Below are 12,841 nucleotides of genomic sequence, written 5' to 3' on the forward strand. Positions count from 1 at the left end.
TACGCTTACCGGGCCTGTGTAGGCCGGATAAGGCGTTCACGCCGCCATCCGGCACTGTTCGGGGATTATTTAATCCCGTCCGCGCTCATACGATCGCGCACATGCTGTGCGCGTGCGGCGGACGCCGGGTGATCGTCGAACATCGAGCTTTGACGACCCGCTTCCAGTTTTGCCAGTTTCTCAAAGCTGGTGGCGAGTCCTGCCGGACTGATACCGCGTTTGCGCAACAGATCGTAAGAATAATCATCCGCTTCGGACTCCTGACGCTGGGAGAACTGCGAGTTCACCAGTTTTTCGCCAAGATCGCCAAGCTGTGATTGCGACAGGCTGCCGACAACGCCTCCTGCCGATGCCGCCGCAACACGAACGGCGTTAGTGCCTAACGCGACCTGCATCCCTTTCTTTACATGACCCAGCGCGACATGGCCCATTTCATGGCCGATCACGGCTTCAACTTCGTTGTCGGTCATCATATCCATCAGTCCACTGTAGACGCGGATACAACCGTTCGCCATGGCAAACGCGTTGACGTCTTTCGTCTCGTAAACCTTATAGTTCACCGGCTGGCCGTTAATGTTATCCCCCAGCGCGGCGGCAATTTTTGCCAGTCGTTTAGTGTATTCGCTGCTCGCCGGCGCGATTTTCGCTTTGCTGTCGAGCTCTTGACAGGATTGATCGCTCAGCGCTTTTACCTGCGCATCGCTTAACGTATAAGCCTGAAAAGCTTCAGCGCCCGAAGAAAGCAGTCCATTAGAGTCCATATTCTGGCAACCGGTCAGCACCGTTGCCATGCCCAAAGCAAGCAGTAAAGCGCGAATTTTCATTTTTCTCTTCCATACGAATCAATATTATTTTGAAATGCGCCCGTTGCAGATGAATTAGCGCCTGGGTTAAGTATAAAGAAAAGCGTGGCAGGCAAGTTAGCTAATTGCGCAACATGCGAGCACGATCCGGAGATTTCTGAAGCGGTAAAAGGATGTTCCATGTACATGACGCGCGGCTTGGGGTAAATTGTTGGCAAATTTTCCGGCGTAGCCCAAAACGCGCTGTCGTCAAGTCGTTACGGGCATGGCCTTTCAACATCCGATCTGGAGTCAAAATGTCCTCACGTAAAGAGCTTGCCAATGCTATTCGTGCGCTGAGCATGGACGCAGTACAGAAAGCCAAATCCGGTCACCCGGGTGCCCCGATGGGTATGGCTGACATTGCCGAAGTCCTGTGGCGTGATTTCCTGAACCACAACCCGACCAACCCGTCCTGGGCCGACCGCGACCGCTTTGTGCTGTCCAATGGCCACGGCTCAATGCTGATTTACAGCCTGCTGCACCTCACCGGCTATGACCTGCCGATGTCCGAACTGCAGAATTTTCGTCAGCTACATTCAAAAACCCCTGGTCACCCGGAAGTGGGCTACACCGCTGGTGTTGAAACCACTACTGGCCCGCTGGGTCAGGGTATTGCCAACGCCGTCGGGATGGCGATTGCCGAGAAAACTCTGGCGGCGCAGTTTAACCGTCCTGGCCACGACATCGTTGACCACTTCACCTATGTCTTTATGGGCGACGGCTGCATGATGGAAGGCATTTCTCACGAAGTGTGCTCTCTGGCTGGTACTCTGAAACTGGGCAAACTGATCGCGTTCTATGATGACAACGGTATCTCTATCGATGGTCACGTTGAAGGCTGGTTCACCGATGACACCGCGAAACGTTTTGAAGCCTACGGCTGGCACGTTATCCGTGGCATTGACGGTCACGATGCCGACGCTATTAAACGCGCCACGGAAGAAGCTCGCGCCGTGACTGACAAACCGTCCCTGCTGATGTGCAAAACCATCATCGGTTTCGGTTCGCCGAACAAACAGGGTACCCACGATTCCCACGGCGCGCCGCTGGGCGACGCGGAAATCGCGCTGACCCGCGAACAGTTGGGCTGGAAATACGCGCCGTTCGAAATCCCGTCTGAAATCTACGCCCAGTGGGATGCGAAAGAAGCCGGCCAGGCGAAAGAGTCTGCATGGAATGAGAAGTTCGCGGCTTATGAGAAAGCCTTCCCGCAGGAAGCTGCTGAATTCACCCGTCGTATGAAAGGCGACATGCCGGCTGACTTCGATGCGAAAGCGAATGAATTCATCGCTAAACTGCAGGCTAACCCGTCCAAGATCGCCAGCCGCAAAGCGTCCCAGAATGCCATCGAAGCCTTCGGTCCGCTGTTGCCGGAATTCCTCGGCGGCTCTGCAGACCTGGCACCGTCTAACCTGACCCTGTGGTCCGGTTCGAAAGCGATTAACGAAGATGCCGCAGGTAACTACATTCATTACGGTGTGCGCGAATTCGGTATGACCGCTATCGCCAACGGTATCGCCCTGCACGGCGGTTTCCTGCCGTACACCTCCACCTTCCTGATGTTCGTCGAATATGCCCGTAACGCAGTGCGTATGGCAGCGCTGATGAAACAACGTCAGGTGATGGTGTACACCCACGACTCCATCGGTCTGGGCGAAGATGGCCCGACGCACCAGCCGGTCGAGCAGGTGGCAAGCCTGCGCGTAACGCCGAACATGTCCACATGGCGTCCGTGCGACCAGGTGGAATCCGCGGTGGCGTGGAAATATGGCGTAGAGCGTCAGGATGGCCCAACCGCGCTGATTCTATCCCGTCAGAACCTGGCGCAGCAGGAACGTACTGAAGAGCAACTGGCGAATATCGCCCGCGGTGGTTACGTACTGAAAGATTGTGCGGGCCAGCCGCAGATTATCTTCATTGCGACCGGTTCTGAGGTTGAGCTGGCGGTTGCCGCTTACGAAAAACTGACTGCCGAAGGCGTGAAGGCGCGCGTGGTTTCCATGCCGTCCACCGACGCATTCGACAAGCAGGATGCGGCTTACCGTGAATCCGTGTTGCCGAAGGCGGTCTCTGCGCGTGTGGCGATTGAAGCGGGTATCGCTGACTACTGGTTCAAATACGTCGGCCTGAACGGCGCTATTGTCGGGATGACCACCTTCGGTGAATCCGCCCCGGCAGAGCTGCTGTTTGAAGAGTTTGGCTTCACGGTGGACAACGTGATCGCCAAAGCGAAAGCGCTGCTGTAATCCTTAATACGGCATAAAACGGGTCGCTTCGGCGACCCGTTTTTTATTCCCCCTTTGACAACCTGCCGTTTTCCAGCCGTACCACCCGTGAAAAATGACGCCGGGTAAACGCAGTGTCATGGCTAATCGCCACGACGCTGGTTCCCCGTGCCCGGCATGTCGCCAGCCAGTGTTCAAATACGGTTAGCCAGTGGGCGTCAAAATCCCGGCTGGGTTCATCCAGCAATAGCACAGGCGGCGCCATCGCCTCCAGACTGGCGACCGCCACCATCCGGCGCTGCGCGGCGTGCAGATCAAGCGGGTGCGCCTCGGCGACGTCCGTTAGCTGGCATAACCGCAGCGCGGCCTGCGTGCGCCGTGAAATTTCCTCCGCCGATAAGCGTTGTAGTTTCAGCCCAAAAGCGACCTCTTGCGCGACATTGCTGTGGAAAATCTGGTTTTCCGCTTCCTGAAAGAGTACGCCGATAGCGGCGGCGCGTTGACGATTTTTAAGCTGCGAAATCGGCTCTCCATTAAGTGTTACCGAGCCGGAAGTGGGGGAAAGCAGGCCGGCCATAATCCGTAACAGCGTTGATTTTCCCGCGCCGTTATCGCCGGTCAACGCCAGCCATTCGCCGTCCTGAAGTTCAAGCGAGATAGCGTGCAGACAGTCAGCTGCGGCATTCGGCCAGCGATAAGCGACCTGATTTAACGTCAACATAATGGGGTTAGCGCTCCGTCGCGCAATTGCCATACCCGCTGGCATCGCGTCAGAAAAGGAAAATGATTACGCTCAAAAAGCACAATGAGAGAATGACGTTCCAGCGCCCACTGTTGTAACCGTTCCAGCAGCGTCCCGGTGGCCGCTGACGTCAGCCGACTGAAGGCTTCATCAAGAACTAATAGCCTGGGCTGCATGGCAAGCGCGCTGGCAATCACTACCCGCTGCGTTTCGCCGCCGGAGAGCGTGCCGGGATGGCGATGGCGTAACGACTGGCAGTTTGTCAGGGTCAGCGCCTCGTCAATGCGCCGTAGAATCTCCGCTTCATGGAGGCCGAGATTCTCCGGGCCAAACGCCACCTCTTCCTCTACGCTAAAGGTACAGCCGGAAAACTGTAAATATGGCGATTGCTGCACCAACTGGATGGTGGGCGACTGTTCTACCAGCGGGAGCCGCCCGATAGGGACGCCAAGCAGTAGGCCTGTGCCGTCAATATCGCCGGGAAGATAATCCGGATACCAGCCAGCCATCAGTTGCGCCAGCGTACTTTTTCCGCTGCCGTTATCGCCGACTATCGCCACTATTCCGGGTGTTGAATAGTGGAAATCAAAACATGCCGGCGGGCGTGTCGCATCGGACGGAAGATAACGAAACTGCTCTAACGTAACCATATCCATACTCCCGCTTCCGCCAGTATTAGCAGTACCATGCCATACCGCGCAACCCGTTGTAACACGCTATCTTTCGGCGCCCACAGCGTGGTTCGGGCACGATGCAGCCGAAACCCCCGCATATCCAACGCCGCGCCGCGTATTGTCAGATCGTTAAGCGCATTTTGCGTAAGCGGCACGATCAGCGCAGGCATTGCCCGTAGCCGCTGATACCAGCCTTCATCCAGCGGTACGCCACGCGCGCGCTGGGCTTCATGAACGATCGTCAGTTGTCGTTTGAGCTGTTCGACGACCAGCAACGGGCCAGCGAACAGGTAAGCGATGCCGGGGGGCAGACGTGAAGCGAACAGGGCGCGAATAAACCGCTGAACCGGCACATACTGCATCCATAGCTGCGACGTCGACACGATCGCCAGCAGACGTAGCCATAGCGTAACGGCATATACCCAGCGCTGCGGATCGCGAGGCTGTCCGCTTATCCATTCCGTTAGCCAACCGCCATGTACCAGCCATAGCCCAAACCCTAAAGACAGCATCAGCCAGGCGACATACTTCGCCCGCCGCCGCGTTGATTTCAGCGCCAGCAGACAGAGGAAGGCCGCCGCGCTATAAACCGGGAGCACGGTCTGCGCAGGGAGTAGCAGCGTGGTGCAGGCCGCCAGCGCCCATAAGGTTAACGAGGTAAACGGATGCATTTAGCGTACGGCTGACATCGCAGGAAAATGCCGTGTCGTACGTAACGGTAGCTGACGCAGCAGCACCCAAACGATGATCGCCGTCAGAATTTTATCGACCAGATTAGCGCCTATGACGGTAATCGCGACCGACTCCACCAGGTTTTGGCCCATTGAATGCATCCAGGCGACGAATAAATCAGCGCCGCTACCGGTAACGCCGCCAAAAAGCGCGGTACGAAGCGGTACGGCGACCAGCGTCACCGCTAACGTAATGACGACGCCGCTGACGATCACTTTGGGCAGGGTACGAAACCAGCCTGCGCGCGCCAGCCACCCGGCGACCAGACCGATAACCATCGCTACCGGGGCAAACGCGGCAGCGATAGGATCGGTAAGCAGCCCCCACAGCAAGTTGGTCAGAAGCCCAGTCAACATGCCGATGAACGGCCCTAACAGTACCGCACTAATTAAGGTGCCGATCGAGTCGAGAAAAATAGGCAGCTTCAACATGCTAATAAGCTGTCCGCCAATCATATTGATGGCAATAGCGATGACAATCAGCACCAGAGACTGGCTGGAAAACGGGCGACGCGCCATAAAGTACCTCTTAAAGAGTCGTCAATTAACGGGAAGAAATATGCAGTTCGTCATAACCGGAAATGGCGCACGGTTGACGGCTGAACGTCAGCGCTGGCAGCTCGCCGATAACCAGTTCCAGCGTGGTACGCACGGTACACCCTGACATCATATGGCCGCCGAGCATGGCCCCGTAGGGATCTGATACCGCGAGATGCAGATGCTCGCCGGTCAATTCAAGCGTGCCGTTTAGCGAGATAACTTCAAACGTGCCGGTGAGCGATGTGGTCGCTTCTTGCCCGGCATAACGCAGCGCAACGTCGGTCAGACTGCCGGTACACCCTGCAATCCAGGCGGCATGTAATTGGTTCTGTTGCACAAAGGCGCGTAATTGGGAAAACACTTCCTGGCCGGGAAGCAGACGAAGCGCGTAAAAGCGCGCTGTAGAGGCATTGTGGTGAGATACAGTCATCGTTACAGGACTCCGAGACTCGGACGTGGCGCTGATAATATAGACGCTGGCGACAGCGCTTTCTGATATAAATCAGTATTTGTGACGCGACGATGAAAAGATCTGACGGATGTACTGGTGATTCTTAAATATGGAATAAATTGCAGCGTAAGCGGCCATGAAATGTGATGCAGGTCAGATAACTGTCTTCTTCGACTGGACAAACATTCCTTTTATTCCCCGTTTCGCTTATTCTAGCTGAAGCGTTTCAGTTAATTAAATGTTCGACAATTAACCAATCAGTCGCAGTTTGCGACAGGTGAGGTTTTACTCGACGATGAGCTGCATTACTCTGTCAGCCTCATCTGAATCGGGATAGCCTTGCAGGAGACCTATGACCGTACGCATAGCGATTAATGGCTTTGGTCGCATCGGGCGTAACGTGGTTCGTGCTTTGTATGAATCCGGACGTCGGGCGGAAATTACCGTGGTGGCCATCAACGAGCTGGCGGATGCCGCAGGCATGGCGCATTTGTTGAAATACGATACCAGCCACGGGCGTTTTGCATGGGAGGTTCGCCACGAGCGCGAGCAGCTTTTTGTCGGTGACGATGTCATTCGTATTCTGCATGAACGAACGCTGGCGGATCTGCCGTGGCGCGAACTGGGCGTGGATGTTGTGTTGGATTGTACGGGCGTATATGGCAACCGGGAGCATGGCGAGGCGCATATTGCCGCTGGCGCGAAGAAAGTGCTCTTTTCTCATCCGGGCAGCAACGATCTTGACGCCACCGTCGTTTTTGGCGTGAACCAGAACCAACTGCGTGCGGAACATCGTATTGTCTCAAACGCGTCCTGTACCACGAATTGCATAATTCCCGTCATTAAATTGTTGGATGATGCTTACGGCATCGAGTCTGGTACCGTCACGACGATCCACTCCGCGATGAACGATCAGCAGGTGATCGATGCGTATCACTCCGATCTGCGGCGCACGCGCGCGGCCAGCCAGTCGATTATCCCGGTAGATACAAAACTGGCGGCAGGCATTACGCGTATATTCCCGCAGTTTAACGACCGTTTTGAGGCGATTGCCGTGCGCGTTCCAACCATTAATGTGACGGCGATCGATTTAAGCGTAACGGTGAAAAAACCAGTAAAAGCCCGTGAAGTCAACCAGTTGCTGCAAAAAGCAGCACAAGGTGCATTTCATGGTATAGTTGACTATACGGAATCACCGTTGGTCTCGATAGATTTTAACCACGACCCGCACAGCGCCATTGTTGATGGCACGCAAACCCGGGTCAGTGGTGCCCACCTGATCAAGACGCTGGTCTGGTGCGATAATGAATGGGGCTTTGCTAACCGGATGCTCGACACCACGTTAGCGATGGCCGCAGTTGGTTTCAGACTCGACGCGTCAGCGTCGACAAAACTTTAAGCATCATTGAGAGGATTCACCATGTCTGTAATTAAGATGACCGATCTGGATCTGGCCGGGAAACGCGTTTTTATCCGTGCGGATCTGAACGTACCTGTTAAAGAAGGGAAAGTGACCAGCGACGCGCGTATCCGCGCCTCTCTGCCGACCATCGAACTGGCTCTGAAACAGGGCGCGAAAGTGATGGTAACTTCCCACCTGGGTCGTCCTACCGAAGGCGAGTACAACGAAGAATTCTCTCTGCTGCCGGTTGTTAACTACCTGAAAGACAAACTGTCTAACCCGGTTCGCCTGGTCAAAGATTACCTGGACGGCGTTGACGTGGCCGAAGGTGAGCTGGTGGTTCTGGAAAACGTTCGCTTTAACAAAGGCGAAAAGAAAGACGACGAAGCGCTGTCTAAAAAATATGCCGCCCTGTGTGACGTATTCGTGATGGACGCCTTTGGTACTGCGCACCGCGCGCAGGCTTCTACCCACGGTATCGGCAAATTTGCTGACGTTGCGTGCGCAGGCCCGCTGCTGGCCGCTGAACTGGATGCTCTGGGTAAAGCGCTGAAAGAACCGGCTCGTCCGATGGTGGCTATCGTTGGTGGTTCTAAAGTATCTACCAAACTGACCGTTCTGGATTCCCTGTCTAAAATCGCTGACCAGCTGATTGTCGGCGGCGGTATCGCCAATACCTTCGTTGCCGCTCAGGGCCACAGCGTCGGTAAATCCCTGTACGAAGCTGACCTGGTTGACGAAGCAAAACGTCTGCTGACCACCTGCGATATCCCGGTTCCGACCGATGTTCGCGTTGCCACCGAGTTCTCCGAAACCGCACCGGCGACTCTGAAATCCGTTAACGACGTGAAAGAAGACGAGCAGATCCTGGATATCGGCGATGCTTCCGCTCAGCAGTTGGCTGACATCCTGAAAAATGCGAAAACCATTCTGTGGAACGGCCCGGTTGGCGTGTTCGAATTCCCGAACTTCCGCAAAGGTACTGAAATCGTTGCTAACGCTATCGCAGACAGCGAAGCGTTCTCTATCGCAGGCGGCGGTGACACCCTGGCGGCAATCGACCTGTTCGGCATTGCTGACAAAATTTCCTACATTTCTACTGGCGGCGGCGCATTCCTCGAATTCGTGGAAGGTAAAGTTCTGCCAGCCGTAGCGATGCTCGAAGAGCGCGCTAAGAAGTAATCGTTACGGGCAGGGATTCCTGCCCGTTGATTTATTGCCGATCTGACATTCAGGGCGGCCCGTGTTTTTTCCCAAAGCCCGACGATACAGGACAACGAAACATGTCTAAAATTTTTGATTTCGTAAAACCAGGCGTGATCACTGGTGATGACGTACAGAAAGTGTTCCAGGTAGCAAAAGAAAACAATTTTGCTCTGCCGGCAGTTAACTGCGTGGGCACTGATTCCATCAACGCTGTTCTGGAAACCGCTGCAAAAGTTAAAGCGCCGGTCATCGTTCAGTTCTCCAACGGCGGCGCTTCCTTCATCGCGGGTAAAGGCGTGAAAACTGACGTACCTCAGGGCGCGGCAATCCTGGGCGCTATCTCTGGCGCGCATCACGTTCACCAGATGGCTGAACATTATGGCGTTCCGGTTATCCTGCACACTGACCACTGCGCGAAGAAACTGCTGCCGTGGATCGACGGTCTGCTGGACGCGGGTGAAAAACACTTTGCGGCTACCGGTAAACCGCTGTTCTCTTCTCACATGATTGACCTGTCTGAAGAGTCTCTGCACGAAAACATCGAAATCTGCTCCAAATACCTGGCGCGCATGTCCAAAATTGGCATGACTCTGGAAATCGAACTGGGTTGCACCGGTGGTGAAGAAGACGGCGTGGACAACAGCCACATGGACGCTTCTGCCCTGTACACCCAGCCGGAAGACGTTGATTACGCGTACACTGAGCTGAGCAAAATCAGCCCGCGTTTCACCATTGCCGCTTCCTTCGGTAACGTACACGGCGTTTACAAGCCGGGTAACGTGGTTCTGACCCCGACCATTCTGCGTGATTCTCAGGACTATGTTTCTAAGAAACATAACCTGCCGCACAACAGCCTGAACTTCGTTTTCCACGGTGGTTCCGGTTCTACTGCTCAGGAAATCAAAGACTCCGTAAGCTACGGCGTAGTGAAAATGAACATCGATACCGATACCCAATGGGCAACCTGGGAAGGTGTTCTGAACTACTACAAAGAAAACGAAGCGTATCTGCAAGGTCAGCTGGGCAACCCGAAAGGCGAAGATCAGCCGAACAAGAAATACTATGACCCGCGCGTATGGCTGCGTGCTGGCCAGACTTCGATGATCGCTCGTCTGGAAAAAGCATTTAAAGAACTGAATGCGATTGACGTTCTGTAATATAGTCTGCTGATTGAAATGGCTTCCCTCGGGAAGCCATTTTTTTATCGTCATTCCCGGAGAGCGGCGTTAGTGCTTTCATCCGGCCAACTCACAATGTACCTGCCTTTTTTGGTTTTGAGATGATGCCGAAAAATGGCATATTCCTCTGTTTTTGTTTACCTTTAAAAAGTTCTTTTCGTGAGAATGATCTCATTTGCTTGTTTTGCTATGACCAAGGAATATTGAATGGAAGATTTGAATGTTGTCGACAGCATAAATGGTGCGGGCACCTGGCTGGTACGCAACCAGGCGTTATTGCTCAGCTATGCTGTGAATATTGTTGCGGCTATCGCTATTATCATCATCGGGTTGATTGTAGCGCGCGTGATCTCCAATACGGTAAATCGTCTAATGCGTGCGCGTCATATTGATGCGACTGTGGCCGACTTTCTTTCTGCGCTGGTGCGCTATGGGGTTATCGCTTTTACGCTGATTGCGGCGTTGGGTCGCGTGGGAGTTCAAACCGCCTCGGTTATTGCCGTACTGGGCGCCGCCGGTTTAGCCGTTGGCCTGGCATTACAGGGATCACTCTCTAACCTTGCGGCTGGGGTATTGCTGGTTATGTTCCGTCCGTTCCGCGCCGGTGAGTATGTCGATTTGGGCGGCGTTGCCGGTACGGTACTGAACGTGCAAATCTTTTCCACGACAATGCGCGCGGTAGACGGCAAAATTATTGTGATTCCGAATGGCAAAATTATCGCGGGAAATATCATCAACTATTCTCGTGAGCCGGTTCGTCGTAACGAATTCATTATTGGGGTGGCCTACGATTCGGATATCGATCAGGTAAAACAGCTGCTAACGACGATTATCGAGTCCGACGATCGTATTTTAAAAGATCGCGAAATGACGGTGCGTTTGAATGAGCTGGGCGCCTCATCGATTAATTTTGTGGTGCGTGTCTGGAGTAAAAGCAGCGACCTGCAAAATGTCTACTGGGACGTGCTGGAACGTATTAAACGTGAATTCGACGCCGCTGGTATTAGCTTCCCGTACCCGCAGATGGACGTCAATTTTAAACGCGTGAAAGATAACGCCGCGGAGTAATTTTTCTCCCGCGCTGCCTGCCGGCGCTGCGCTTATCCGCCTTCAGTATTCTCTGGTTATTGAGCGGATAAGCGTAGCCGCCATCCGTTATTCAGTCTCTTCATTAGCTTTTCTTATTAGTGATTAAAATTATCAATTTCCGCTAATAATATTCCCGCGCTATAGTCTGCCTTTAAGAAAAACAGCTCAGGGTAGTTAACGTGATATCTTATTATTTTCAAGGGTTTGCCCTTGGCGCCGCCATGATCCTTCCGCTTGGCCCGCAAAATGCGTTTGTGATGAATCAGGGAATCCGTCGCCAGTACCACCTCATGATAGCGCTGCTTTGCGCGTTAAGTGATTTAGTCCTGATTAGCGCCGGTATTTTTGGCGGTAGCGCGTTGCTGATGCAGTCGCCGTGGCTGCTGGCGCTGGTCACATGGGGCGGGGTCGCGTTCTTGTTATGGTACGGTTTTGGCGCGCTGAAAACGGCAATGAGCAGTAATCTGGAGCTGGCCAGCGCCGAGGTTATGAAGCAGGGGCGCTGGAAAATTATTGCTACGATGCTGGCGGTAACGTGGCTGAATCCGCACGTTTATCTGGATACGTTTGTCGTGTTGGGCAGTCTCGGCGGACAACTGGCTATGGAGCCAAAGCGCTGGTTCGCCCTCGGCACGATTAGCGCGTCGTTCTTATGGTTTTTTGGGTTAGCGCTACTGGCGGCCTGGCTTGCGCCTCGACTGCGTACGGCGAAAGCTCAACGTATTATCAACATCCTGGTTGGGGTGGTGATGTGGCTTATCGCCTTCCAACTGGCGCGGGAAGGCGTCGCGCATATGCACGCGCTTTTCAACTAAGCGTTGTCTGATGGACAACAGGCCGATATCCGCTAAGCTTGCCTGCATGCGCCCTGTATATCAGGACAATGACTGCAATATGGAGGAGAGACTGTGAAGTTCAAAGTGATGGCCCTGGCGGCATTAGTGGGTTTAAGTGCAATGTCGGCGCAGGCAAGCGAATTGCCGGAAGGCCCGCACATCGTGACTTCCGGTACGGCAAGCGTCGATGCTGTGCCTGATATCGCCACCTTAGCGATTGAAGTGAACGTCGCGGCGAAGGATGCGGCGACGGCGAAGAAGCAGGCCGATGAGCGCGTGGCGCAATATCTTTCCTTCCTTGAGCAAAATCAGATTGCGAAAAAAGACATTAGCGCGGCGAATCTGCGCACGCAGCCGGATTATGATTACCAAAACGGTAAAAGCATTCTGAAAGGGTATCGCGCGGTGCGAACCGTTGAAGTGACGCTGCGTCAGTTAGATAAACTCAATTCGCTGCTGGACGGCGCGCTGAAGGCGGGTCTGAACGAGATTCGTTCGGTATCGCTGGGCGTGGCGCAACCGGACGCCTATAAAGACAAGGCCCGCAAAGCCGCCATTGATGACGCGATTCATCAGGCGCAAGCGCTGGCAGCCGGTTTTAACAGCAAATTGGGGCCGGTTTACAGCGTTCGTTACCATGTCTCTAATTATCAGCCGAGTCCGGTGGTGCGAATGATGAAAGCCGCAGATGCTGCGCCGGTATCCGCGCAGGAAACTTACGAGCAGCCGACCATTCAGTTCGACGATCAGGTCGATGTGGTATTCCAGCTTGAACCTGGAACAGGGCAGACGTCGACAACGGCCGCCAGCACGCAGTAATCTCGCCCGGCCTGGGCGCTTCCAGGCCGCGTTTTCTCCCGGTGTTCTCGTTTTTTGCTCCGTATTACGCAATGAAATGAAGATTTGCTAATACGGTGAGCGT

Annotated in this window: 13 protein-coding genes; 7 read left to right on the forward strand and 6 right to left on the reverse strand. The window is 54.3% G+C overall.

Features of this window, described 5'->3' with window-relative positions:
- Positions 1-65: 65 nt before the first annotated feature.
- A complete protein-coding gene (locus ACLD4K_RS15005; RefSeq protein ID WP_000701830.1) occupies positions 66-824 on the reverse strand; it encodes a M48 family metallopeptidase in 759 nt (252 codons plus the stop codon).
- Between the two features lie 275 nt (positions 825-1,099).
- On the opposite strand from ACLD4K_RS15005, the gene tkt reads away from it, so the two are divergent.
- Positions 1,100-3,091, forward strand: a complete 1,992-nt coding sequence (tkt, locus tag ACLD4K_RS15010; RefSeq protein WP_000098651.1) for a transketolase — start codon at positions 1,100-1,102, stop codon at positions 3,089-3,091.
- A 43-nt stretch (positions 3,092-3,134) separates the two neighbouring features.
- Here the strand turns inward: tkt and ACLD4K_RS15015 are convergent, their stop codons facing one another.
- Genes ACLD4K_RS15015 through ACLD4K_RS15035 form a run of 5 tightly spaced genes read right to left on the reverse strand, consistent with a single transcriptional unit; the run spans position 3,135 to position 6,187 of the window.
- Complete coding sequence (locus ACLD4K_RS15015) at positions 3,135-3,791, reverse strand: ABC transporter ATP-binding protein (RefSeq protein ID WP_411012079.1); 657 nt, start codon at positions 3,789-3,791, stop codon at positions 3,135-3,137.
- Positions 3,785-4,462, reverse strand: coding sequence for an ATP-binding cassette domain-containing protein (locus ACLD4K_RS15020; RefSeq protein WP_411012080.1), 678 nt, complete (start codon positions 4,460-4,462; stop codon positions 3,785-3,787). Before ACLD4K_RS15020 ends, ACLD4K_RS15015 begins: the two co-directional genes overlap by 7 nt.
- Positions 4,450-5,157, reverse strand: a complete 708-nt coding sequence (locus ACLD4K_RS15025; protein ID WP_000553271.1) for an energy-coupling factor transporter transmembrane component T — start codon at positions 5,155-5,157, stop codon at positions 4,450-4,452. Before ACLD4K_RS15025 ends, ACLD4K_RS15020 begins: the two co-directional genes overlap by 13 nt.
- Complete coding sequence (locus ACLD4K_RS15030) at positions 5,158-5,736, reverse strand: ECF transporter S component (RefSeq protein WP_000124001.1); 579 nt, start codon at positions 5,734-5,736, stop codon at positions 5,158-5,160. It lies immediately after the preceding gene.
- A gap of 25 nt (positions 5,737-5,761) precedes the next feature.
- A complete protein-coding gene (locus tag ACLD4K_RS15035) occupies positions 5,762-6,187 on the reverse strand; it encodes a PPC domain-containing DNA-binding protein (RefSeq protein WP_411012081.1) in 426 nt (141 codons plus the stop codon).
- Positions 6,188-6,560: 373 nt separating this feature from the next.
- On the opposite strand from ACLD4K_RS15035, the gene epd reads away from it, so the two are divergent.
- From epd to ACLD4K_RS15065, 6 genes are all read left to right on the forward strand, one after another.
- Positions 6,561-7,607 carry an erythrose-4-phosphate dehydrogenase gene (gene epd, locus ACLD4K_RS15040; protein WP_411012082.1) on the forward strand — a complete coding sequence of 349 codons (1,047 nt, stop codon included), beginning with the start codon at positions 6,561-6,563 and terminating at the stop codon, positions 7,605-7,607.
- 21 nt (positions 7,608-7,628) lie between these two features.
- Positions 7,629-8,792 carry a phosphoglycerate kinase gene (gene pgk, locus ACLD4K_RS15045; RefSeq protein WP_411012083.1) on the forward strand — a complete coding sequence of 388 codons (1,164 nt, stop codon included), beginning with the start codon at positions 7,629-7,631 and terminating at the stop codon, positions 8,790-8,792.
- 101 nt (positions 8,793-8,893) lie between these two features.
- Entirely contained in the window at positions 8,894-9,973 is a 1,080-nt protein-coding gene (gene fbaA / locus ACLD4K_RS15050) for a class II fructose-bisphosphate aldolase (RefSeq protein WP_000034386.1), read from the forward strand.
- 228 nt (positions 9,974-10,201) lie between these two features.
- The gene (locus ACLD4K_RS15055) at positions 10,202-11,062 is read left to right on the forward strand and encodes a small-conductance mechanosensitive channel MscS (RefSeq protein WP_000389833.1); all 861 of its coding nucleotides are present in this window, start codon (positions 10,202-10,204) and stop codon (positions 11,060-11,062) included.
- A 200-nt stretch (positions 11,063-11,262) separates the two neighbouring features.
- Positions 11,263-11,898 carry an arginine exporter ArgO gene (gene argO, locus ACLD4K_RS15060; protein ID WP_000626863.1) on the forward strand — a complete coding sequence of 212 codons (636 nt, stop codon included), beginning with the start codon at positions 11,263-11,265 and terminating at the stop codon, positions 11,896-11,898.
- A 93-nt stretch (positions 11,899-11,991) separates the two neighbouring features.
- Positions 11,992-12,738, forward strand: a complete 747-nt coding sequence (locus ACLD4K_RS15065) for an oxidative stress defense protein (protein WP_000669854.1) — start codon at positions 11,992-11,994, stop codon at positions 12,736-12,738.
- Positions 12,739-12,841 lie beyond the last annotated feature (103 nt).

The organism is Salmonella sp. 741265055_HSA, assembly GCF_046569525.1.
Taxonomy (GTDB): domain Bacteria; phylum Pseudomonadota; class Gammaproteobacteria; order Enterobacterales; family Enterobacteriaceae; genus Salmonella; species Salmonella enterica.